The following is a 21,752-nucleotide window of genomic DNA, read 5'->3' as shown; positions in this document are numbered from 1 at the left end:
TATTATTTTATAGAATATTAAGCGCTCGCTATAGTCGCGGCGCAGGCGATTTGGCGCGAGACGCCAGCGCCGCTTTAAGGCAGGATTGACGCTGCTCTTCAGCACGTCAGATTCGCGTTCCCACCCATAAGAATACACACGGGGCTCGTCATGAATATTTCCGCATTTCGCAAGCGTCTGCTGGTCGGCAGCCTGGGGTTGGTACTCGGTGCCGGACTGCTCGGCCAGGCCTTTGCCGGTGAGCAACTGGACAACATCAAGAAGGCCGGCGTCATCAACGTTGGCCTGGAAGGCACCTACCCACCGTTCAGCTTCATCGGTGCCGACGGCAAGCTGGCCGGCTTCGAGGTCGAGTTCTCCGACGCCCTGGCGAAAAAACTGGGTGTGAAGGTCAAGCTGCAACCGACCAAGTGGGACGGCATTCTCGCCGCCCTGGAGTCCAAGCGCCTGGACGCGGTGATCAACCAGGTGACCATCTCCGAAGAGCGCAAGAAGAAGTATGACTTCTCCGAGCCTTATACCGTTTCCGGTATCCAGGCGCTGGTGCAGAAGAAGGACGCCGACAAGTTCAAGACCGCCCAGGATCTGGCGGGCCACAAGGTCGGTGTCGGCCTGGGCACCAACTATGAACAATGGCTCAAGGACAATGTGCCGAAAGCCATCATCAAGACTTACGACGATGATCCGACCAAGTACCAGGACCTGCGTGTAGGCCGTATCGACGCAATTCTGGTGGACCGCCTGGCAGCCTTTGAACTGATCAAGAAAACCAACGACACCCTGGCCGTTTCCGGTGAACCGTTCTCCCGTCAGGAAGCCGGTATCGCCCTGCGTAAAGGCGAACCCGAGTTGCTGGCCGCGGTGAACAAGGCCATCGACGAACTGCGCGCTGACGGCACCTTGAAAAAGCTGTCGGAAAAATACTTCAACGCTGACGTCACTCAATAATGGAAGCAGCTTTTCAGCTTGCGTTGGACTCCGCGCCCTTTCTGCTCGAGGGCGCGTACTACACGGTCATCCTCAGCCTGGGTGGAATGTTCTTCGGTTTGCTGCTGGGCTTCGGCCTGGCCTTGATGCGCCTGTCGCGCTTCAAGACGGTGAGCTGGATCGCCAGGGTCTATGTGTCGTTCTTTCGCGGCACACCCCTGCTGGTCCAGTTGTTCGTGATCTATTACGGACTGCCGCAGATGGGCATCGAGCTGGACCCGCTGCCCGCCGCGTTGATCGGCTTCTCGCTGAACATGGCGGCCTACGCCTGTGAAATCCTCCGGGCCGCCATCAGCTCCATCGAGCGCGGCCAGTGGGAAGCGGCGGCGAGTATCGGCATGTCGCGGGCGCAGACCCTGCGCCGGGCGATCCTGCCGCAAGCCGCGCGCACGGCCCTGCCGCCGTTGGGCAACAGTTTCATTTCCCTGGTCAAGGACACGGCATTGGCCGCGACCATCCAGGTACCGGAACTGTTCCGCCAGGCCCAGCTGATTACTGCCCGGACCTTTGAAATTTTCACCATGTATCTTGCCGCCGCCCTGATCTATTGGGTCCTTGCCAGCCTGCTCGCGCACTTGCAGAACCGTCTGGAAGAGCGGGTCAATCGGCATGACCAGGAGTCTTGACAGCATGATTGTGGTTGAAAAACTGACCAAGAAATTCAAAGGGCAGACCGTGCTCAACGGTATCGACCTGACGGTCGAGGCCGGCGAGGTGATCGCTATCATCGGTCCCAGCGGTTCCGGCAAGACCACCTTCCTGCGTTGCCTGAACTTCCTCGAGGAACCCACCAGCGGCCGGATCAAGGTCGGCGACATCGAAATCGATGGCAGCCGTCCACTGAACCAGCAGTTGGGCCTGGTGCGCAAGCTGCGCCAGCAGGTCGGTTTCGTGTTCCAGAACTTCAACCTGTTTCCCCACCGCACGGCGCTGGAGAACGTCATCGAAGGCCCGCTGGTGGTCAAGAAGACCCCGCGTGACCAGGCCTTGGCCCTGGGCCGCAAGCTATTGGCCAAGGTTGGCCTGGCAGGCAAGGAAGACGCCTATCCGCGCAGGCTTTCCGGTGGTCAGCAACAACGGGTGGCCATTGCCCGGGCGCTGGCGATGGAGCCGCAGGTGATCCTGTTCGACGAGCCGACTTCGGCCCTCGACCCGGAACTGGTGGGTGAAGTGCTGGCAACCATTCGTGGCCTGGCCGAAGAAAAACGCACCATGGTCATCGTCACCCACGAAATGAGCTTTGCCCGGGATGTGGCCAATCGGGTGATCTTTTTCGACAAGGGCGTGATCGTCGAACAAGGTGAAGCCAAGGCGCTGTTTGCCAATCCCAAGGAAGAGCGCACCCGGCAGTTTCTCAGCAAGTTTCTCGGTAATACGTAGGACACTTCTTGACTGAATAAGGCGTACTCAGGGAATGAGTACGACGGCTTTGAAAAGTTGTTTGATCGCCTATCGGGCGATAATTGTTTACTACCGCCTTTCCCCTGCTTCTTCTTTCACACGAACGACTGCGAAAGTAGGAAGTGTCCGAATTCCCGGGCGATCCCCGCCCTGACGGCTTAATGGCTTGACACCTTCCCGGCAAAACTCTTAGCTGCACTTCACAACCTGCACGACGTTATCAGGACTGTATGCACGTTTCGGCCAACTGTTCGCCGGACTGCGCGTGCGCCTTCCAGAATGTTCGACGGTAAGGACGCCTATTAAGGTTCAAGGACAACGGTTGTTTATGCGGCCCAGGCCTGCGCCTGCACGTTGGACTTTTCGTTACCCTACAAAAAGGATTTTTGCATGACTCATTTTCAGGAAACCCTGCGGCTGGCTCCGCCTGTCGTCCCCCAGGCCCATGGGCGTGGTATTGGCCTGCTGGCCGCCGCGCAGTTGTCGATTGTCGTCCGGCCCTATGTCGGCATGGATGAGGGCGACCTGATCGAGTTGTTCTGGGACGGTTGTTATGTGACGGCGCGGCAGGTGTCGGCCAATGACGTGGGCCAGTCGCTGAGTTTGCGGGTACCGGAGAGTTTCGTCCTGGACGGGCTGGCGCGGGTCCACTATCGGGTCCTGCGGGTGGGCAGTGCCGGCGCCTGTTCGCGCCGGCTCGAGGTGCCGGTCAAGCTCGCTTGCCCGGGTGGCCAGCCCTTCGGCGAGGAAAACCAGGGATTGGCGCCGCTGATCATTCCCGCGCCGATCCAGCGCTACGGGGTCAACCCCAGCCAGATGCGCCGGGGCGTACCGCTGACCCTGGCGCCCTATCTGAACATGGCCGCCGAGGACGAAATCACCCTGCTCTGGGGCGATGTGCGCCTCGACCTGCCCAAGCTCGCCGGCGAGGACATCGGCAAGCCGGTCCGGGTCTTCGTGCCACCGGCGGTGATCCAGGAAGCCGGTGAAGACAGTGGCCTGGACCTCACCTACTGCGTGATCGACCGGGTCGGCAACAACTCTCGTTGGGCGCCGGCGCGGCGGCTCAGGGTGGGCAGCGCCCGGCACTACATCAGGGCCCCGCGCCCGGTTTTCCCCAAGCTCGCCCAGCCCTGCCGGGGCTGAGAGGCTGACCTTCTATGCATATTCCCAAAGGTTAGTTTATTTAATTTTTATACGCGCTTAGGGTATATGCACCGGACCACCGGACTTGTTTGATTTCTATGGCGTCGCGCTTTCGCGACGCTTCCAAAGAGAGATGAGGACGGTATGGTCAGGAACACAATCACCCTTGTGCGGATCGCCAGGGCATTGCGCACGCCACGGAGTGGCGTTGATGTCTAATTTGCATGAAGCACAGGTCCAGAGCGACCTGGATATTGCCCCGTTGTTGCTCCCGGCCCGCGTGCTGCGCAACGACGCCGAAGCCTTGCAGGCCGCCCATGAGCTGGCCGAGGCTGCCCGCTTGCAGGCCGCGCGCCGCGACCGTCAGCGCAAGCTGCCCTGGGCCGAGATCGAGCAGTTCACCCGCAGCGGCCTGGGCAGCATCACGATTCCCCGTGAGTACGGCGGTCCACAGGTATCCTTTGTCACCGTGGCCGAAGTCTTTGCGATCATTTCCGCCGCCGATCCGGCGCTCGGGCAGATCCCCCAGAACCAGTTCGGCATTCTTCAGTTGCTGCTGGGCACCGCCACCGAACGCCAGAAGAAGCAGCTGTTCCAGAGCGTGCTGGAAGGCTGGCGCATCGGTAATGCCGGGCCGGAACGCGGCACGAAAAACACCCTGGAGCTCAAGACCCGGATCACCGCCGACGGTGACGGTTTGGTCATCAGCGGCCAGAAGTTCTATTCCACCGGCGCCCTGTTCGCCCACTGGGTGGCGGTCAAGGCGATCAACGACGAAGGGCGGCAGGTCATGGCCTTCGTCCGGCGTGGCACGCCGGGCTTGCGCATCGTCGACGACTGGTCGGGCTTCGGCCAGCGCACCACCGCCAGCGGCACCGTCTTGTTGAACCAGGTGCGGGTGGAAGCGGAAGACGTGGTGGACAACTGGCGCCAGGGCGAGGTGCCGAATATCCAGGGCGCCTACTCGCAACTGATCCAGGCCGCCATCGACGCGGGCATCGCCCGTGGGGCCATCGACGACAGCATCGCCTTTATCCGCGAGCGTTCGCGGCCGTGGGTCGATGCCAAGGTCGAGCGCGCCAGTGACGACCTCTACGTGATTGCCGATATCGGCAAATTGAAAATCGAACTGCACGCCGCCGAGGCGCTGCTGCGCAAGGCCGGGCAGGTGCTCGACCAGGTCAGCGCCAAGCCGGTGGATGCGGCTTCTGCCGCGCGTGCCTCGATTGCCGTGGCCGAAGCCAAGGTCCTCACCACTGAAATCGCCCTGCTCGCCAGCGAGAAGCTGTTCGAGTTGGCCGGCAGCCGCGCCACCCTGGCCGAGTTCAACCTCGACCGGCACTGGCGCAACGCCCGGGTGCACACCCTGCACGACCCGGTGCGCTGGAAATACCACGCCGTGGGCGCCTATCACCTGAACGGCAGTTTGCCGGCCCGGCATTCCTGGATTTGACGACCAGACCTCTGGAGAAACACATGACTTTTTCTCAACACGTCGCGGTCATCAGCAGCGACGAGCAAGCCCTGATCGTGGCCAGCGACCTGGCCGAAGACTTCAAGCGCGACAGCATCCTGCGCGACCGTGAACGGCGCCTGCCGCTGGCCGAGCTGGAGGTGTTTTCCCGCTCCGGCCTCTGGGGTATCAGCGTGCCGAAGGCCTACGGCGGTGCCGGCGTGTCCAACGTGACCCTGGCCAAGGTGACGCAACTGATCGCCGAGGCCGATGCCTCCCTGGGGCAGATTCCACAGAACCATTTCTATGCCCTGGAAGTGTTGCGGGTCAACGGCAGCGAGGCGCAGAAACGCCGCCTGTATGCCGAGGTGCTCGCGGGGCGGCGCTTTGGCAATGCCCTGGCCGAACTGGGGACCAAGACCGCCCATGACCGTGTCACCCGCTTGCGCCGGGACGGCGACGGCTACCGCATCAACGGTCGCAAGTTCTACGCCACGGGCGCCTTGTATGCCCAGCGCATCCCGACCTCGGTGGTGGATGAGCAGGGTGTCCAGCAGTTGGCCTTCGTGCCGCGTGACAGCGCCGGCCTCAATGTGATCGACGACTGGAGCGGTTTTGGCCAGCGCACCACCGGCAGCGGTTCGGTGGTGTTCGAGGACGTGTATGTCGCCGCCGAAGACGTGATTCCTTTTCAAACCGCCTTCGAACGTCCGACCCCGGTCGGTCCGCTGGCGCAGATTCTCCATGCGGCCATCGACACCGGCATTGCCCGCGCCGCCTATGAAGACACCTTGCACTTTGTCCGCACGCGCACGCGGCCCTGGATCGATGCCGGCAGCGACAAGGCCACTGAAGATCCGTTGACCCTCAAGAGCATCGGCCACCTGAGCATTCGCCTGCACGCCGCCGAAGCCTTGCTGGAGCGGGCCGGTGAATACCTCGACCTGGCCCAGGCCGAGACCAATGCCGAAACCGTCGCGGCGGCCTCGATTGCCGTTGCCGAAGCACGGGCCATCAGCACCGAAATCTCCCTGGCGGCCGGCAGCAGCCTGTTCGAACTGGCCGGCAGCCAGGCGACCCTGGCCGAGCACGGGCTGGATCGCCACTGGCGCAATGCGCGGGTGCACACCCTGCATGACCCGGTGCGCTGGAAGTACCACGCGGTGGGCAACTACTACCTCAATGCGGAAAACCCACCGCTGCGGGGGACCATCTGATGGCGAAGAAAAAGATCCTGCTCAATGCCTTCAACATGAACTGCATCGGGCATATCAACCACGGCTTGTGGACCCATCCGCGGGACAACTCGACCCAGTACAAGACGCTGGAATACTGGACCGAGTTGGCGCAGCTGCTGGAGCGTGGTCTGTTCGACGGTCTGTTTATCGCCGATATCGTCGGGGTCTACGACGTGTACCAGGGGTCGGTGGAGGTGCCGCTGCGGGAGTCGATCCAGTTGCCGGTCAACGATCCGCTGCTGCTGGTTTCGGCGATGGCGGCGGTGACGAAAAACCTCGGCTTCGGCCTGACCGCCAACCTCACTTACGAGGCGCCGTACCTGTTTGCCCGGCGGATGTCGACGCTCGACCATCTGAGCCGTGGGCGGGTCGGCTGGAACATCGTCACCGGTTATCTCGACAGCGCCGCCCGGGCCATGGGCCTCAAGGAACAGGTCGAACATGACCGGCGCTACGACCAGGCCGACGAGTACCTGGAGGTGCTCTACAAACTCTGGGAAGGCAGCTGGGAAAACGACGCGGTGCTCAACGATCCGGCCCGGCGGATCTACGCCCAGCCGGAGAAGGTGCACAAGGTGCAGCACGCCGGCGAGTTCTATCAGGTGGAGGGTTATCACCTCTGCGAGCCTTCGCCGCAGCGCACGCCGGTGCTGTTCCAGGCCGGCAGTTCGGAGCGTGGCCTGGAGTTCGCCGGGCGACATGCCGAGTGCGTATTTATCAGCGGGCAGAACAAGGCCGCGACCAAGGTCCAGGTGGACAAGGTGCGCGCCAGCGCGGTGGCGGCCGGACGTGATCCCGAAGGCGTCAAGGTATTCATGGGCTTGAACGTGATTGTCGGCGAGACCGAGGACGCGGCCTGGGCCAAGCATGCCGAGTACCTGGGGTATGCCAGTGCGGAGGCCGGGGTGGCGCATTTTTCCGCGTCTACCGCGATTGATTTTGCCGAGTACGAACTGGATGAGCCGATCCAGTACGTGAAGAGCAATGCGATCCAGTCGGCGACCAGGAACCTGCAGAACAATGACTGGACCCGGCGCAAATTGCTGGAGCAGCACGCCTTGGGCGGGCGCTATTTCACCGTGGTCGGCTCGGCCGGGCAGGTGGCTGATGAACTGGAGTCGTGGATCGCCGAAACCGGGCTGGATGGCTTCAACCTGACACGCATCGTCACTCCGGAAAGCTATGTGGACTTTATCGAGCTGGTGATTCCGGAATTGCAGCGGCGCGGGTCGTACAAGACCGCTTATGACCAGGGGACCTTGCGTGAAAAGCTGTTCCACGGTGAGGCGCATCTGCCGGTGCAGCATGCCGGAGCGGGTTATCGCCGGTCCTGAGAGCCTGAGTCACCCTTTGATACTGCAGCGTCTGTTCTGTCGTCTTCGCGGGCAAGCTCCGCTCCCACAAGGGGGGCGGTCGTACACAATAATCAGGTACCGCTCAAAACTGTGGGAGCGGTGCTTGCCCGCGAAGAGGCCCGCCCAGACACCCCAAACCCTATGACTGGAAACCCATCATGAAAACAACACGCCTCACCCAACCAGTCAAAGCACTGGTCCTGGCCCTCGGCCTCTTCAGCGCCATCGCTCATGCCGCCGACGCCCCGCTCAAGGTCGGCACCACCGCCGCCTTCGCCATCCCCCTGGAGGCCGCCGTTGAAGAAGCCGGCAAACAAGGTCTGAAAGTCGAACTGGTTGAGTTCACCGACTGGATCGCGCCCAACGTCAGCCTCGCCGCTGGCGATATCGACGTGAACTACTTCCAGCACATTCCCTTCCTGGAAAACGCCAAGGCTGCTGCCGGTTTCGACCTGGAACCTTTCGCCCCCGGGATCATCAACAACGTCGGTCTCTACTCGAAGAAATACAAAAGCTTCGACGAGCTGCCACAAGGCGCCACCGTGGCCATTGCCAACGACCCGATCAACGGCGGTCGCGGCCTGCAACTGCTGGCCAAGGCCGGGCTGATCACCCTCAAACCCGGCGTCGGCTACAAGGCCACCGAAGACGACATCATCGGCAACCCGAAAAAGATCAAGATCCTCCAGGTCGAAGCCGTGCAACTGGTGCGCGCCTACGACGACGCCGATCTGGTCCAGGGCTACCCGGCCTATATCCGCCTGGCGAAGACCTTCGACGCCGGCTCCGCGCTGCTGTTCGACGGTCTCGATCACAAGGAGTACGTGATCCAGTTCGTGATCCAGCCGAAAGAGAAAACCGACCCGCGGCTGATCAAGTTCGTCGATATCTACCAGCATTCGCCGGTGGTCCGTGCCGCCCTGGATAAAGCCCACGGCAAGCTGTACCAGGCCGGTTGGGAAGGCTGACATGAGTGTCGTCAACCTCCAGCGCCCGCGTGAGGAAACGCCGCGCAGCGCCGAGCAGACCGAACTGCATCCCGAGCTCAACCGTGCCCACGTGCGTTTTATCGGCCTGGGCAAGACCTATGAAGGCCGCGAAGGCCCGGTGCACGCGTTGCAAGGCATCGACCTGGCAATCCAGCGCGGTGAAGTGTTCGGCATTATTGGCCGCAGCGGCGCCGGCAAGTCGTCGCTGATCCGCACGATCAATCGCCTGGAACAACCCAGTTCGGGGCGGGTGCTGATCGATCAGGTGGATATCGGCGAGTTCGACGAAAACCGCCTGGTGGAACTGCGTCGGCGCATCGGCATGATTTTCCAGCACTTCAACCTGATGTCGGCCAAGACGGTCTGGCAGAACGTCGAGCTGCCGTTGAAGGTGGCCGGGGTGCCGAAGCTGCAACGGGAGCAGAAGGTTCGCGAGCTGCTGGACCTGGTCGGCCTGCGGGACAAATACAAGGCCTACCCGGCGCAGTTGTCCGGCGGGCAGAAACAGCGGGTCGGGATTGCCCGGGCGCTGGTCCATGACCCGGCGATCCTGCTGTGTGACGAAGCCACCTCGGCGCTGGACCCGGAAACCACCCAATCGATCCTTGGCTTGCTGCGCGAGATCAATCAGCGCCTGGGCCTGACCATTGTCCTGATCACCCACGAGATGGCGGTGATCCGCGAGATCTGCGATCGGGTGGTGGTGCTGGAACATGGGCGGGTGGTCGAGCAGGGGCCGGTCTGGCAAGTGTTCGGCGATCCGCAGCACGAGGTCAGCCGGACCTTGTTGGCGCCGTTGCAACACGTTTTGCCGGCGGAGCTGCAAGAGCGTTTGCAGGCACGTCCCGAGTCATCGGAGTCGGCGGTGGTGTTGCGTCTGCAATTGACCGGCAGCGCAGCCGACGAACCGGACCTGGCGGCGCTGTTCAGTGCCCTCGGCGGGCGCGTGCGTTTGTTGCAGGGTGGTGTCGAACGAATCCAGGGGCATGCGCTGGGGCAGTTGCTGCTGTCGGTGAGCGGCTCGTCCCTGGGGGCCGAGGAACTGCGTCAGCGGGCCGGGCGTTGGGCACAACAGGTGGAGGTGCTGGGTTATGTGGCTTGAGCGTTTGTGGCAGGGGGTGATCGACACCTTCCTGATGGTCGGCGTGTCGTCGCTGATTGCCTTGCTGTTGGGCATTCCGCTGGCAGTGATCCTGGTCACCAGCGACAAGGGCGGGATCTATGAAGCGCCGGTGGTGAACCGGGTGCTGGGGGCATTCGTGAACCTGTTCCGCTCGATCCCGTTCCTGATCCTGATGGTGGCGTTGATTCCCTTTACCCGGTTGATTGTCGGCACCACCTATGGCGTGTGGGCTGCCGTGGTACCGCTGACCATCGCGGCTACGCCGTTTTTTGCACGGATCGCCGAGGTGAGCCTGCGGGAGGTCGATCATGGTTTGATCGAAGCGGCCCAGGCCATGGGTTGCCGGCGCTGGCATATCGTCTGGTATGTGCTGTTGCCCGAGTCGTTGCCGGGGATTGTCGGCGGCTTCACCATTACCCTGGTGACCATGATCAATTCCTCGGCCATGGCGGGTGCGATTGGTGCGGGCGGGTTGGGGGATATCGCCTATCGGTATGGTTATCAGCGTTTTGACAGCCAGGTGATGCTGACGGTGATCGTGCTGCTGGTGATCCTGGTGGCGGTGATTCAGTTGGGTGGAGATCGGTTGGCGCGGGTGCTGAACAAGCGTTGAAAGGCAGAGGACGCGGGCAGGGTGTTATATTCGGAACATCCGCCCCCAGCCCGCGTAGACCTCGATGAAAACCCTCGGCCCCAACGACCTCGAACAGATTGCTTCCACCACCCTCGGCCATTACAACCGCAGTGCCGAGGGTTTTCGCGAAGGCACCCGCGACCACGATGTGAGCCAGAACATCGACGCGTTGTTGCGGCATATCCAGGGCACGGCGCCGTTTACCGTGCTGGATTTCGGTTGCGGTCCGGGAAGGGATTTGCAGACCTTCACCCGCATGGGCCATATCGCGGTCGGCCTCGACGGCTCCGAGCGCTTTGCGCAGATGGCCCGTGAGGACAGTGGCTGCGAGGTGCTGCAGCAGAACTTCCTCGAACTTGATCTGCCGTCCGAGCGCTTCGACGGGATCTTCGCCAATGCCGTGTTGTTTCATATCCCGCGCCAGGAATTGCCACGGGTGCTGGGGCAATTGCACGGTGCCTTGAAACCCGGTGGCGTGCTGTTCAGCTCCAACCCGCGTGGTGAAAACCAGGAAGGCTGGAACGGCGAGCGTTATGGCTCGTACCACGACCTGGAGGCCTGGCGGGAGCTGCTGACGGCGGCGGGTTTTGTCGAGCTGGAGCACTACTATCGCCCTGCCGGGCTGCCGCGAGAGCAGCAACCGTGGTTGGCGAGTGTCTGGCGCAAGACCTGAGGCCAGACACCATCCCCCCTGTAGGAGCCGGCTTGCTGGCGATAGCGTCCGCATAGATGGCGCAAGGCTCCGGGGCCTCTTCGCGGGCAAGCCCTGCTCCTACAGTCTTCTGTCGTTCACCGATTTTGTGTACGGCACAAAACTGTAGGAGCAGGGCTTGCCCGCGAAGCTTTTAGCGACCTTCAGGGCTCCAGAGAGGGGCCTGTTCAGCGCCTCAGTGTCGTTGCGCGAGCAAGTCATCCACCTGGCTCTGCGCCAGCTCGATCAGATGCACCGAGGCCATCGCCAGTTGGCGAGGTGTGCCGCTCAGATGATCGGCGGACTCATACGCCGTCGCGGCCGCTGAGCGCAGGATCGAGTCGAGATTGTTCAGGGTGTCTTCGGGATTTGGACGGGGCGATTTGCGCACAGGATGACGTGGCAATCCATAGTGAGCGAAGGCGCGTTCGGCGGCCTCGGCATCTACAAAAGATGCATTTTGTACGGGCGGATCAGGAACGACTGTTTTCATGACAACTCCTTGATTGATGGAGCCGACACTGATCGCTACCAAACGATATGGGTGGCGGCTATGCGCAGGTTGGTAGACCGGGAATCAAGGAACCCAGCGCACTCGAAAGTGCCCCGCGCAGAGCCGCCATAGACGAAAACCGTGGGCAATAAAAAACGCCAACAGAAAATCGACTCGGTGGCGCTATGCGCCTTGATTGACCTCGGGCTACCAAACCCGATCACTGTGTTTTTGCAGTGACAGGTCCAAGCCTAGGTCCCGAGAATCGCAGGCGCAAGCCGAAAGGATTTTCTAGGAAAGTTCACGCAAGGGAAAGAGAATCGTCTTGCTGATGAGCTTTGGTGCTTGCACCAAGAATGTATTCAACGGTCGTAGTGAGTTGACATCAACGTCATCTGTGGCATTCTTAAAACACTACTCAGCCCCGTACGCAGCGATTCAGTTCGCTGGCTGTTGGGGTGAAAAAACCGGCCTAGCGCCGGTTTTTTCGTTTCAAGGGACTGAATCTGTGCGTACAGCCTGCTTCGTGGACGGATACAACCTGTTTTACGGCCTGCTGGCAGGAACTGAGTACAAATGGCTAGACCTTCCTGCGTTGCTTACCCATATCCTTCGTGCTGAACAGCCAGAGAGCGAGTTGGCGTCGGTGTGTTTTTTCACCTCGGGTGTCAAACCCGATCTCGCGACCCGCGGTCGTACCTCTAAAGAAGCTCAAGACACTTATCTACGTGCGCTCATCGAAAAAGGCGTTCGTGTGTATTACGGGCGGCATCAACTGGAGCCGAGGCTTGCACCTCGATTCGTCGATCGAAATACACCGGCGTCAAGGCTGGATCAGGTCGCTATCTGGAAGCTTGAAGAAAAAGAGACCGATGTTCACATCGCGATCAGCATGTATCGACTCGCGGCCAAACAAGCCGCATTGCCTGCCTGTGAGCGCATCGGGCAAATCGTGCTGGTGTCTGCCGATACCGATATGACTCCCGTCCTCAAGGCACTTCGAGAGGATTACCCTGAAGTGCAAGTGGGGGTGATTCTTCCGCATCGAGAAGATATCAAGCGCAATGCCCCCGGTTCATTGAGGAATCACTCGCACTGGATGCGCCACGTCGTGACACGGGAGGAATTGGCCGCGTGTCAGTTGCCACGCCAAGTGCCTACCCGGAAAAAACCGGCGAGAAAACCGGATTACTGGTGAGCTTTTGTCCAAAAAGAAACCCCGAAGGGCCAAACCCTCCGGGGCCAAAGGTTTCCATCGCTTACAGCTTGGCGATGGACACCTCGGTGGATTTCACAAACGCGATCACTTCACTGCCGATCTGCAGTTCCAGCTCTTTCACCGAACGGGTGGTGATCACCGAGGTGACGATCCCCGAAGCGGTCTGGACGTCGATTTCCGAGAGCACGTCGCCGGTGACGATTTCCTTGATGGTGCCCTTGAACTGGTTGCGAACGTTGATGGCTTTGATGGTCATGGCATTGATTCCTGTCGTGGATTGAGTAGGCAAGGCATGGGTTACAGCGCCCAACGCAACTGCGTGGGCAAGGGCGATACAGGTTCCGGCTCGGGCGGTACGCCCGGCAGCGACAACACCCGGTTCAACACTTCGGTCTCCAGCGCCGCCAGGCGATGGGAGCCACGCGCCCGTGGGCGCGGCAGTTCGACGTGCAGATCGAGGCCGACCTGGCCGTCTTCGATCAGGATCACCCGATCGGCGATGGCCACGGCTTCACTGACGTCGTGGGTCACCAGCAACACGGTAAAACCATGCTGCTGCCAGAGACGTTCGATCAGCTGCTGCATTTCGATCCGGGTCAGGGCATCCAGGGCCCCCAGCGGCTCGTCCAGCAACAGCAGACGCGGTTTGTGGATCAGGGCGCGGGCCAGGGCCACACGCTGCTTCTGGCCACCGGACAGGGCCGCCGGCCATTCATGGGCGCGGTCCGCCAGGCCGACCGCTTCCAGCGCTTCCAGTGCCTGGGGGCGCCAGTTGCCCTTGAGACCCAGTCCGACGTTGTCGATCACCTTTTTCCAAGGCAGCAAACGCGCTTCCTGAAACATCAGCCGGGTGTCTTCGCGGGCCTCGCTCAGCGCAGCGGAACCGGCCAGCAATTCGCCGCCGCTGGGTTGGTCGAGACCGGCCAGCAGGCGCAGCAGGGTGCTTTTACCGCACCCGCTGCGGCCCACTACGGCGACGAATTGACCGGCCGGGATATGCAGGTCGATCTCCCGCAGCACCTGGCGCTGGCCGAAGGTCTTTTGCAGGTTGCGCACCGCCAGCGGAATACCCCGCAGCAGGCGTGGAGGTTGTTGAGCCGTCATTGCGCACCGCCCTTGCTCACTTGATAGGCCGGGTGCCAGCGCAGCCAGACCCGTTCCAGGCCACGGGCCGCGAGGTCCGCCAGTTTGCCGAGGACGGCGTAGAGAACGATGGCCAGGACCACCACGTCGGTCTGCAGGAATTCCCGGGCATTCATCGCCAGGTAGCCGATGCCGGAACTGGCCGAAATGGTTTCCGCGACGATCAGCGTCAACCACATGAAGCCCAGGGCAAAGCGCACGCCCACCAGAATCGAGGGCAGGGCGCCCGGCAGGATCACCTGGCGAAACAGGCTGAAACCGGACAAACCGTAGCTGCGGGCCATTTCCACCAGCGCCGGATCGACGTTGCGGATGCCGTGGTAGGTGTTGAGGTAGATCGGGAACAGGGTGCCCAGGGCCACCAGGAAAATCTTCGCCGATTCGTCGATCCCGAACCACAGGATCACCAGCGGGATCAGCGCCAGGTGTGGCACGTTGCGGATCATTTGCACCGAGCTGTCGAGCAGGCGTTCACCCCATTTCGACAGGCCGGTGATAAAGCCCAGGGCCAGGCCGATGCCACCGCCGATGGCAAAGCCGATACCGGCGCGCCAGCCGCTGATGGCCAGGTGTTTCCAGATATCGCCGCTCTTCACCAGGGCGATACCGGCTTCGACCACGGCGCTCGGCGCGGGCAGGATCCGGGTCGACAGCCAGCCGGCCGACACCGACAGTTGCCACACCGCCAGCAACAGCACCGGCAGGGCCCAGGGTGCGAGCTTGTGGGTAAGTCTGCTCAAGGTCGTCATGGCCGGCCTCAGCTCTGGGACACGGCTTTGGGCAGGATGTCGTTGGCGACCATCTCACCGAAGGGGCTGACGTAACCGGCGCTTTTCGGCAGTTCCGGACGTTCGATATCCAGGTGCGGGAACAGCAGTTCGGCAACCCGGTACGACTCTTCCAGGTGGGGGTAGCCGGAGAAGATAAAGGTGTCGATGCCCAGGTCGGCGTATTCCTTGACCCGCGCGGCCACGGTCGGGCCGTCGCCCACCAGTGCCGTGCCTGCACCACCACGGACCAGGCCGACGCCGGCCCAGAGGTTGGGGCTGACTTCGAGGTTGTCGCGGCTGCCGCCGTGCAGGGCGGCCATGCGTTGCTGGCCGACGGAGTCGAAACGCGCAAGGGATTTCTGCGCGCGGGCGATGGTCTCGTCGTCCAGATGGGAGATCAGTTTGTCCGCTGCCTGCCAGGCTTCGGCATTGGTTTCACGGACAATCACATGCAGGCGAATACCGAAGCGCACGGTGCGCCCCAGCTTGGCGGCCTTGGCCCGGACCTGCTCGATCTTCTCGGCAACGGCGGCAGGCGGTTCGCCCCAGGTCAGGACCATTTCCACCTGTTCGGCGGCGAGGTCCTGGGCGGCTTCCGACGAGCCGCCGAAGTACAGTGGCGGACGCGGTTGCTGGATCGGTGGGTAGAGCAGCTTGGCGCCTTTGACGCTGATGTGCTGGCCGTCGTAGTCGACGGTTTCGCCTTCCAGCACGCGACGCCAGATGCGGGTGAATTCCACCGAGGCCTGGTAGCGTTCCTCGTGGCTGAGGAACAGGCCGTCACCGGCCAGTTCGTCCGGGTCGCCGCCGGTTACCAGGTTGAACAGCGCGCGCCCGCCGGACAGCCGGTCGAGGGTCGCGGCCTGGCGCGCCGCTACTGTCGGGGAGATGATCCCGGGGCGCAGGGCAACCAGGAATTTCAGGCGCTGGGTCACCGGGATCAGCGAAGCGGCCACCAGCCAGGAGTCCTCGCAGGAGCGCCCGGTGGGGATCAGCACGCCACCGAAACCGAGGCGGTCGGCGGCCTGGGCCACTTGCTGCAGGTAACCGTGGTCAACGGCGCGAGCGCCTTCGGCGGTGCCAAGGTAATGGCCGTCACCGTGGGTAGGCAGGAACCAGAAAATATTGAGGCTCATGGAGTGGTCTCCTAAGGAATGCGGTTCAAAGTGCTTTGGCAACGGCCGCCGGCGGGGTCCAGATCACGTCCTTGATGCTCAGCGGTTTGGGAATCAATTTGAGCTGGTAGAAGCTGTCGGCGATTTTCTGCTGTGCTGCGATCACTTCCGGGGTGAGGAACTGCGCGCCGTAGCCCTGGCGTTTCACCGAGATCAGGGTGATGTCGGCGGGCAGGCCGAGCAGCGGTGCCACCTGGGTGGTGACTTCCTCGGGATTGGCCTTGGACCAGTCGCCCACGGCGCGGACTTCTTCCACCAGGGCCTTGATCACTTCCGGATGTTTTTCGGCGTAGGGTCTGGTCGCCAGGTAGAACTGGTTGTTGTCCACCAGGCCGGTCCCGTCACGCAGGGTGCGGGCCTTGAGCTGTTGCTCGGCGGCGGCCTGGTACGGGTCCCAGATGACCCAGGCGTCGACGCTGCCACGCTCGAAAGCGGCGCGGGCATCGGCCGGGGCCAGGTACACGGTTTCGATATCGCTGTATTTCAGGCCGGCGTCTTCGAGGGCGCGGACCAGCAGGTAATGGACGTTGGAGCCTTTGTTGAGGGCGACTTTCTTGCCCTTGAGTTCCTGCACCGACTTGATCGGCGAGTCCTTGGGCACCAGGATCGCTTCACTGGTGGGCGCCGGCGGTTCGGAGGCGACGTAGAGCAGGTCGGCACCGGCGGCCTGGGCGAAGACTGGCGGTGTTTCGCCGGTTACGCCGAAGTCGATGGAGCCGACGTTCAGCCCTTCGAGCAGTTGCGGGCCGCCGGGGAATTCGGTCCATTGCACTTGCACGCCCTGGTCGGCGAGGCGTTTTTCCAGGGTGCCCTTGGCCTTGAGCAGCACCAGGGTGCCGTATTTCTGATAACCGATCCGAAGCGTCTCGGCTTGAGCCTGGGTAATGGCGCCGAAGGTGACAGCCGCAGCAAACAGAGCGACCAGACCGCGACGCAAAATGATAGTGCGCATGGCGCTCTCCTTTTTGCTGTGAGGGTTTTGGCTGCACCTGCTTGCCCGTTGGCGGGCGAGTAAGGCCAGTACATCGATGTCAGGTAAAGCGGTTCAGATGCTCCAGCGAGCCGTGAGCAGGCGCTCGTTGAGCAGTGTCGGGTCCAGGGGCTTGGGACGCCGCGCCAGGGCGCTGTGGAACTGTTCCAGGGCCTCGGTCAGGCGTTGTTCCAGGGCCGGTGCCAGCTGCGCCTGGGCGCTGCCTTCGCCATAGGCGATCTGGTTGTCCTCGGCGAAGATGCCGTGGAGCATTTCCTGGGCCTTGAGTGCCGACAGGACCGGCTTGAGGGCGTAATCCACCGCGAGCATATGGGCGATGCTGCCGCCGGTGGCCATGGGCAAGACCACCTTGTGGCTCAGGGCGCGTTCGGGCAGCAGATCGAGTACGGTTTTCAGGGCGCCGGAGAATGACGCCTTGTACACCGGCGTGGCGATGACCAGGCCGTCGGCCTGTTCGATCTGTTGCAGCAGATCAATGATCTGCGGGCTGCCGAAGCGCGCGTGCAGCAGGTCCTCGGCCGGGAAGTCGCGGACCTGGTAACTCACCACTTCCACGCCTTGTTCGATCAACCAGCGCCTGGCCTGGTCCAGCAGCACCCCGGAGCGTGATCGCTGGCTGGGGCTTCCTCCAAGTGTGACGACCAGCATGCGGGTAATTCCTTGAACGTTTGTCGGCGATTCGCGGGCTGCGATCTCACCAAGATGGACAGACCATATCAGCTGATTTATATATCTATAAATCTTATTTTTTCATTTGTTTATTCTTTAAATGAATATGCGGGTGACTTTCTTCCAGGCAAAAAAACAGGCCGTCGAAACGGCCTGAAACCCCTGCATCGTGAGTTGGTAAAAAACTGGGTTCAGCGGTTGGGCTGTGGTGTCAGGCGCAGGTACGGCTTCACTGCGCGGTAACCTTTGGGGAAGCGTTTCTTGATTTCGTCTTCGTCCTTGAGCGATGGCACGATGACCACCTCGTCACCGTCCTGCCAGTTGGCCGGGGTGGCCACCTTGTAGTTGTCGGTGAGCTGCAAGGAGTCGATCACCCGCAGGATCTCGTGGAAATTGCGCCCGGTGCTGGCCGGGTAGGTGATGGTCAGCCGGACCTTCTTGTTCGGATCGATCACGAACAGCGAGCGTACGGTGAGGGTGTCGTTGGCATTCGGGTGGATCAGGTCGTAGAGATCGGACACCTTGCGGTCGGCATCGGCCAGGATCGGGAAATTGACCACGGTATTCTGGGTTTCGTTGATGTCCTCGATCCACTTGTGGTGCGAGTCCACCGGGTCCACCGACAGGGCGATGGCCTTGACGCCACGCTGGGCGAATTCGTCCTTGAGCTTGGCGGTAAAGCCCAGCTCCGTGGTGCACACCGGGGTGAAGTCCGCCGGGTGGGAGAACAGCACGCCCCAACTGTCGCCGAGCCACTCGTGGAAGCGAATCGTGCCGGCGCTGGAATCCTGTTCAAAGTCGGGGGCGATGTCGCCGAGTCTTAGGCTCATGGTGCTGCTCCTGGTGAGTGCGTGATGAGCCTACTGTGCCTGTTGGCGAATTTATTTAAAAAGAATAAATATCGATTTATTTAGATCTAAATTGAATATTAAAAAGTTCTTCATTGGACGTCGGGCGCGGGCAGGAGCAACCTTGTCCACAGCTTGTGAGAGGGCTAAGGGGATGTAACTCAGTGGGGTTCTTGGCGCCGTGATGTCGAAGGTTGGCGTTCGAGGCGAAGCTGAGAGGTAGTTTCAAGCGGTACGTGAAGCACTCAGCCCGGCATTGCGCCGGGCTGAGTGTGGATCTCGACTTTAAACGATCACGCTTACAGCAGCGGGATCGAGTAGCTGACGATCAGACGGTTTTCGTCTTGTTCGCGCTGGCCGGCGATATCGTTACGCCACATGGCGTTTTTCCACGACACACCAACGTTTTTGAAGGTGCCTTCCGGTACCACGTAGGAAACGGTGATGTCGCGTTCCCACTCGGAGCGGCCAGTGCCCAGAACGTTGACTTGAGCTGCGCCTTCTTTGCCGACGGTGTCGATGTTGTTGCCGCGCAGGTAGATAACACCTGCGGTCAGGCCAGGCACGCCGACCTGAGCGAAGTCGTAGGAGTAGCGACCCTGCCAGGTACGCTCACCAGCGTGACCGAACTTCTGGATCTGCATGTCGGTGATGGTGCTGTTGGACGAGCCGTCACCCTGGTTCAGCCATGGGAAGTCGCTTTCGCCATTGCTGTACTGGTAGCCACCACCGAAGGTGTGACCAGCAACGGTGTACAAGGCCAGGTAGCTGTACAGGTTGTTGTCGACCTTGCCTTTGGCACGAGCGGACAGTGGGGTGTTGTCTGGGTAGTAGCCAGAGCTGAAGTAGGCAGCGGTGTCGCCATTGGCGCCATTGTCGCGGCTACGGTAGTAACGCAGGTCGCTTTTCAGCACGCCTGGACCGATAGCCCAGTTGTGTACCAGACCCAGGAAGTTCTGCGAGTAGAAGTCTTTCAGCTCGCCGAAGTAGTACGAAGCGACCAGGTCCTTGGTGACCTTGTAGTCGGCACCGGCGTACTGGAACTTGTTGCTGAACTTGCCGGCAGTGCCCTGGGAGTAGTTCGAGCCGCCGTTTGCGCCGTTGATCGACAGATCTTCGTCGTTGCTCGAGTTACGGCCCTTGGCCTTCTCAACCTGGCCGAGAGTCAGGGTCAGGTCCTTGATCTCGTTCGAAGTGATCTGGCCACCAGTGAAGGTTTGTGGCAGCAGACGACCGTCGTTGTACTTGATCACCGGGTTGTTCGGCAGCAGGGTACCGACTTTCAGTTCGGTCTGCGAAACGCGGACTTTACCGGTCAGACCCAGGCTGCTGAAGTCATTCACAGCCTTGGCGTTTTTACCGCCAGTGGCTTCGGTCGGGAATACCGTGCCGCCAGCGCTGGTTGGGGTCGCGCCGTTGGAACCGCCACCGCTGTCCAACTTGATGGCGGTCAGGGCGATTACATCAAGGCCGAAACCTACAGTGCCTTGGGTGTAACCGGAGGTGAACCGCAGATCGAAGCCTTGGCCCCATTCCGAGTTCAGGCTCTGAGAGCCCGAAGCCTTGGTATCACGGTCACGGTTATCGGTATTGATGTAGTAGTTACGCAGACCCAGGGTCGATTTCGCGCCTTCGATAAAACCGGTGGCATCTGCTTGCCCGTCGGCATATGCGTGTTGTGCCAAAACGCCTACGGCCACAGCCAGGGCCAAGGTGGACTTCTTCATGGTACAGCTCCTCTCATTTCTAATTTTTGTGTGTCCTGGCCGGGGATCTAACGTCCCTTTGTAGCCACAGATGCGCGATTAGCACCAGATCGTGACTGGTAAGTCAATCGTAACAAACCATGCCTAGACTTTGGTCTAACTCGCTGTGAATTTGGTCCCTGCAGGGTAATGAAACTCTTCATAAACCCAAAAAGAACTATTTCGTCCTTTTTAATACGATTCGGGAATAAGCCGCCTGGGAATTTACCCTGGCCTGAAGCCTTTGTCGGCCTCCAGACTTATTTCTGCAAAGTATTTGTAGCCGCTTTTTTCGAACAATCTGCATTTGAGACCTGTTCTCAGGGACAGGAAAGTTCAAAAAAGCGACGCAATCATGTCTAAACGCTGGCACTCCCGTCAATTTATTACAGCATTTGGCTGATTCAGCCGGACGGTTGACACGTTGCCGCGCACAGAACCTTAGAAGAAAAAATGCGGATTGCACCTTCATTCGTCGGTTTTAGTTATTCCCTGCATTTCTCTCCAGCCCACGGCCCGCTTGGCTCCGGCAGGTGGCGGCTGGCCAGTATTGGCGCCTTGAGCTTCACCGCCGCTATAGCGGTGGCATCTGTAATCTTTTGACTCATAAGCTAATGCAAATAAGTTATTTATTTTAAGATTCTTAGATCATTTAGTCTCTCCACATGCCGATTCCCGGTCGCCTGTCGAGGAACTTGTCCCATGAAACTCCCTGCTCCGCTCCGCCTCCTGGCGGCCTTGTCCCTGGCCGGGGCCAGCTGGTTCGCCCAGGCTGCCGATGTGACCGTGGCCTACCAGACCACCGTCGATCCGGCGAAAGTCGCCCAGGCCGACGGCGCTTATGAAAAAGCCACGCAAGCGAAGATCGACTGGCGCAAATTCGATAACGGCGCCGACATCATCGCCGCCATCGCTTCGGGCGATGTGCAGATCGGCTACCTCGGTTCGAGCCCGCTGACCGCGGCCATCACCCGCAAGGTACCGGTGGAAACCTTCCTGATCGCCACCCAGATCGGCGGCGCTGAAGCCCTGGTGGCCCGCGACGGCTCCGGGATCAACTCGCCCCAGGACCTGATCGGCAAGAAAGTCGCCGTGCCCTTCGTTTCCACCGGGCACTACAGCCTGCTGGCTGCGCTGAAGCACTGGAACATCGATCCTTCGAAAGTACAGATTCTCAACCTCGCGCCACCGGCCATTATTGCCGCCTGGAAACGCGGTGATATCGACGCCACCTACGTTTGGGATCCGGCCCTGGGCGTGGCCAAGGAAAACGGCAAGGTGCTGATCACTTCCGGCGAACTGGCCAAGTTCGGTGCGCCGACCTTCGATGCCTGGATCGTGCGCAAGGACTTCGCCGAGAAGCACCCGGAGATCGTCAAGGCTTTCGCCAAGGTCACCCTGGATGCCTACGCCCAGTACCGCAAGGACCCGCAAGCCTGGCTGGCGACCCAGGGCAATGTCGACAAGCTGGTGAAGCTCTCCGGGGCCAAGGCGTCTGACATCCCCCTGCTGCTGCAAGGCAACGTCTATCCGCTGGCGGCTGACCAGGTCACCGTCCTCGGCAAGCCGACCGCACAGGCCATCACCGACACCGCCGCGTTCCTGAAAGAGCAGGGCAAGGTCGATGCCGTGCTGCCGGACTACGCCCCTTACGTCAGCGCCAAGTTCATCACTAACTGATT

Annotated in this window: 22 protein-coding genes; 13 read left to right on the top strand and 9 right to left on the bottom strand. The window is 61.1% G+C overall.

From position 1 onward, the window contains the following. Positions 1-150 precede the first annotated feature (150 nt). From tcyJ to CWE01_RS21705, 11 genes are all read left to right on the top strand, one after another. On the top strand, positions 151-948 hold the full coding sequence (tcyJ, locus tag CWE01_RS21755) for a cystine ABC transporter substrate-binding protein (RefSeq protein ID WP_100942607.1): 798 nt from the start codon (positions 151-153) through the stop codon (positions 946-948). Then, a complete protein-coding gene (gene tcyL, locus CWE01_RS21750) occupies positions 948-1,613 on the top strand; it encodes a cystine ABC transporter permease (RefSeq protein WP_100942606.1) in 666 nt (221 codons plus the stop codon). The genes tcyJ and tcyL overlap by 1 nt, the downstream gene beginning before the upstream one ends. 4 nt (positions 1,614-1,617) lie before the next feature. Next, entirely contained in the window at positions 1,618-2,367 is a 750-nt protein-coding gene (gene tcyN, locus CWE01_RS21745; RefSeq protein WP_100942605.1) for an L-cystine ABC transporter ATP-binding protein TcyN, read from the top strand. A gap of 411 nt (positions 2,368-2,778) precedes the next feature. Beyond that, the gene (locus CWE01_RS21740) at positions 2,779-3,534 is read left to right on the top strand and encodes a hypothetical protein (protein WP_100942604.1); all 756 of its coding nucleotides are present in this window, start codon (positions 2,779-2,781) and stop codon (positions 3,532-3,534) included. Between the two features lie 211 nt (positions 3,535-3,745). Continuing rightward, positions 3,746-4,987 (top strand): SfnB family sulfur acquisition oxidoreductase, encoded by a 1,242-nt coding sequence (locus tag CWE01_RS21735; protein ID WP_100942603.1) that lies wholly within the window; start codon positions 3,746-3,748, stop codon positions 4,985-4,987. Positions 4,988-5,010: 23 nt separating this feature from the next. Further along, positions 5,011-6,204, top strand: a complete 1,194-nt coding sequence (locus tag CWE01_RS21730; protein ID WP_100942602.1) for an SfnB family sulfur acquisition oxidoreductase — start codon at positions 5,011-5,013, stop codon at positions 6,202-6,204. Then, positions 6,204-7,559: an LLM class flavin-dependent oxidoreductase gene (locus CWE01_RS21725; RefSeq protein WP_100942601.1), complete on the top strand. Its 1,356-nt coding sequence runs from the start codon at positions 6,204-6,206 to the stop codon at positions 7,557-7,559. The genes CWE01_RS21730 and CWE01_RS21725 overlap by 1 nt, the downstream gene beginning before the upstream one ends. Before the next feature lie 179 nt (positions 7,560-7,738). Beyond that, entirely contained in the window at positions 7,739-8,548 is an 810-nt protein-coding gene (locus CWE01_RS21720) for a MetQ/NlpA family ABC transporter substrate-binding protein (protein WP_100942600.1), read from the top strand. Between the two features lies 1 nt (position 8,549). Next, the gene (locus CWE01_RS21715; RefSeq protein ID WP_100942599.1) at positions 8,550-9,671 is read left to right on the top strand and encodes a methionine ABC transporter ATP-binding protein; all 1,122 of its coding nucleotides are present in this window, start codon (positions 8,550-8,552) and stop codon (positions 9,669-9,671) included. Then, complete coding sequence (locus CWE01_RS21710) at positions 9,661-10,305, top strand: methionine ABC transporter permease (protein WP_100942598.1); 645 nt, start codon at positions 9,661-9,663, stop codon at positions 10,303-10,305. The genes CWE01_RS21715 and CWE01_RS21710 overlap by 11 nt, the downstream gene beginning before the upstream one ends. Positions 10,306-10,369: 64 nt before the next feature. Further along, on the top strand, positions 10,370-10,999 hold the full coding sequence (locus CWE01_RS21705; protein ID WP_100942597.1) for a bifunctional 2-polyprenyl-6-hydroxyphenol methylase/3-demethylubiquinol 3-O-methyltransferase UbiG: 630 nt from the start codon (positions 10,370-10,372) through the stop codon (positions 10,997-10,999). 214 nt (positions 11,000-11,213) lie between these two features. On the opposite strand, the gene CWE01_RS21700 is transcribed toward CWE01_RS21705, so the two are convergent. Beyond that, the gene (locus CWE01_RS21700) at positions 11,214-11,510 is read right to left on the bottom strand and encodes a DUF6124 family protein (RefSeq protein ID WP_157815257.1); all 297 of its coding nucleotides are present in this window, start codon (positions 11,508-11,510) and stop codon (positions 11,214-11,216) included. A 508-nt stretch (positions 11,511-12,018) separates the two neighbouring features. Between CWE01_RS21700 and CWE01_RS21695 the strand changes: the two genes are divergently transcribed. Beyond that, on the top strand, positions 12,019-12,708 hold the full coding sequence (locus tag CWE01_RS21695) for an NYN domain-containing protein (RefSeq protein WP_100942693.1): 690 nt from the start codon (positions 12,019-12,021) through the stop codon (positions 12,706-12,708). Positions 12,709-12,769: 61 nt separating this feature from the next. Here the strand turns inward: CWE01_RS21695 and CWE01_RS21690 are convergent, their stop codons facing one another. From CWE01_RS21690 to CWE01_RS21655, 8 genes are all read right to left on the bottom strand, one after another. Continuing rightward, positions 12,770-12,985 (bottom strand): molybdopterin-binding protein, encoded by a 216-nt coding sequence (locus CWE01_RS21690; RefSeq protein ID WP_017125347.1) that lies wholly within the window; start codon positions 12,983-12,985, stop codon positions 12,770-12,772. A 41-nt stretch (positions 12,986-13,026) separates the two neighbouring features. Continuing rightward, positions 13,027-13,833 (bottom strand): aliphatic sulfonates ABC transporter ATP-binding protein, encoded by an 807-nt coding sequence (ssuB, locus tag CWE01_RS21685; RefSeq protein ID WP_100942595.1) that lies wholly within the window; start codon positions 13,831-13,833, stop codon positions 13,027-13,029. Continuing rightward, positions 13,830-14,621 carry an aliphatic sulfonate ABC transporter permease SsuC gene (gene ssuC / locus CWE01_RS21680; RefSeq protein ID WP_100942594.1) on the bottom strand — a complete coding sequence of 264 codons (792 nt, stop codon included), beginning with the start codon at positions 14,619-14,621 and terminating at the stop codon, positions 13,830-13,832. Before ssuC ends, ssuB begins: the two co-directional genes overlap by 4 nt. An 8-nt stretch (positions 14,622-14,629) precedes the next feature. Then, positions 14,630-15,778, bottom strand: a complete 1,149-nt coding sequence (gene ssuD, locus CWE01_RS21675) for an FMNH2-dependent alkanesulfonate monooxygenase (protein WP_100942593.1) — start codon at positions 15,776-15,778, stop codon at positions 14,630-14,632. Between the two features lie 25 nt (positions 15,779-15,803). Continuing rightward, positions 15,804-16,769: a sulfonate ABC transporter substrate-binding protein gene (locus CWE01_RS21670; protein WP_100942592.1), complete on the bottom strand. Its 966-nt coding sequence runs from the start codon at positions 16,767-16,769 to the stop codon at positions 15,804-15,806. A gap of 93 nt (positions 16,770-16,862) precedes the next feature. Then, positions 16,863-17,456, bottom strand: a complete 594-nt coding sequence (gene ssuE, locus CWE01_RS21665; protein ID WP_100942591.1) for an NADPH-dependent FMN reductase — start codon at positions 17,454-17,456, stop codon at positions 16,863-16,865. A 212-nt stretch (positions 17,457-17,668) separates the two neighbouring features. Further along, the gene (locus CWE01_RS21660; protein WP_100942590.1) at positions 17,669-18,307 is read right to left on the bottom strand and encodes a peroxiredoxin; all 639 of its coding nucleotides are present in this window, start codon (positions 18,305-18,307) and stop codon (positions 17,669-17,671) included. Between the two features lie 317 nt (positions 18,308-18,624). Beyond that, positions 18,625-20,052 carry an OprD family porin gene (locus CWE01_RS21655; RefSeq protein WP_100942589.1) on the bottom strand — a complete coding sequence of 476 codons (1,428 nt, stop codon included), beginning with the start codon at positions 20,050-20,052 and terminating at the stop codon, positions 18,625-18,627. Between the two features lie 720 nt (positions 20,053-20,772). Here CWE01_RS21655 and tauA point away from each other — a divergent pair. Beyond that, positions 20,773-21,750 carry a taurine ABC transporter substrate-binding protein gene (gene tauA, locus CWE01_RS21650; RefSeq protein WP_100942588.1) on the top strand — a complete coding sequence of 326 codons (978 nt, stop codon included), beginning with the start codon at positions 20,773-20,775 and terminating at the stop codon, positions 21,748-21,750. Positions 21,751-21,752 lie beyond the last annotated feature (2 nt).

Origin of the sequence: Pseudomonas sp. QS1027 (assembly GCF_002814235.1) — a bacterium.
GTDB lineage: Bacteria > Pseudomonadota > Gammaproteobacteria > Pseudomonadales > Pseudomonadaceae > Aquipseudomonas.
This window is presented reverse-complemented; position numbering and strand designations above follow the sequence as displayed.

Bases quoted from the DNA above. Each gene is read 5' to 3' on its own strand.
- CWE01_RS21730 (WP_100942602.1), top strand. From the start codon at position 5,011: ATGACTTTTTCTCAACACGTCGCGGTCATCAGCAGCGACGAGCAAGCC.
- ssuB (WP_100942595.1), bottom strand. From the start codon at position 13,833: ATGACGGCTCAACAACCTCCACGCCTGCTGCGGGGTATTCCGCTGGCG.
- CWE01_RS21700 (WP_157815257.1), bottom strand. From the start codon at position 11,510: ATGAAAACAGTCGTTCCTGATCCGCCCGTACAAAATGCATCTTTTGTA.
- ssuC (WP_100942594.1), bottom strand. From the start codon at position 14,621: ATGACGACCTTGAGCAGACTTACCCACAAGCTCGCACCCTGGGCCCTG.
- CWE01_RS21735 (WP_100942603.1), top strand. From the start codon at position 3,746: ATGTCTAATTTGCATGAAGCACAGGTCCAGAGCGACCTGGATATTGCC.
- CWE01_RS21655 (WP_100942589.1), bottom strand. From the start codon at position 20,052: ATGAAGAAGTCCACCTTGGCCCTGGCTGTGGCCGTAGGCGTTTTGGCA.
- tcyL (WP_100942606.1), top strand. From the start codon at position 948: ATGGAAGCAGCTTTTCAGCTTGCGTTGGACTCCGCGCCCTTTCTGCTC.
- tcyJ (WP_100942607.1), top strand. From the start codon at position 151: ATGAATATTTCCGCATTTCGCAAGCGTCTGCTGGTCGGCAGCCTGGGG.
- CWE01_RS21725 (WP_100942601.1), top strand. From the start codon at position 6,204: ATGGCGAAGAAAAAGATCCTGCTCAATGCCTTCAACATGAACTGCATC.
- CWE01_RS21715 (WP_100942599.1), top strand. From the start codon at position 8,550: ATGAGTGTCGTCAACCTCCAGCGCCCGCGTGAGGAAACGCCGCGCAGC.
- CWE01_RS21690 (WP_017125347.1), bottom strand. From the start codon at position 12,985: ATGACCATCAAAGCCATCAACGTTCGCAACCAGTTCAAGGGCACCATC.
- CWE01_RS21720 (WP_100942600.1), top strand. From the start codon at position 7,739: ATGAAAACAACACGCCTCACCCAACCAGTCAAAGCACTGGTCCTGGCC.
- tcyN (WP_100942605.1), top strand. From the start codon at position 1,618: ATGATTGTGGTTGAAAAACTGACCAAGAAATTCAAAGGGCAGACCGTG.
- ssuD (WP_100942593.1), bottom strand. From the start codon at position 15,778: ATGAGCCTCAATATTTTCTGGTTCCTGCCTACCCACGGTGACGGCCAT.
- CWE01_RS21740 (WP_100942604.1), top strand. From the start codon at position 2,779: ATGACTCATTTTCAGGAAACCCTGCGGCTGGCTCCGCCTGTCGTCCCC.
- CWE01_RS21710 (WP_100942598.1), top strand. From the start codon at position 9,661: ATGTGGCTTGAGCGTTTGTGGCAGGGGGTGATCGACACCTTCCTGATG.
- CWE01_RS21660 (WP_100942590.1), bottom strand. From the start codon at position 18,307: ATGAGCCTAAGACTCGGCGACATCGCCCCCGACTTTGAACAGGATTCC.
- CWE01_RS21705 (WP_100942597.1), top strand. From the start codon at position 10,370: ATGAAAACCCTCGGCCCCAACGACCTCGAACAGATTGCTTCCACCACC.
- tauA (WP_100942588.1), top strand. From the start codon at position 20,773: ATGAAACTCCCTGCTCCGCTCCGCCTCCTGGCGGCCTTGTCCCTGGCC.
- ssuE (WP_100942591.1), bottom strand. From the start codon at position 17,456: ATGCTGGTCGTCACACTTGGAGGAAGCCCCAGCCAGCGATCACGCTCC.
- CWE01_RS21670 (WP_100942592.1), bottom strand. From the start codon at position 16,769: ATGCGCACTATCATTTTGCGTCGCGGTCTGGTCGCTCTGTTTGCTGCG.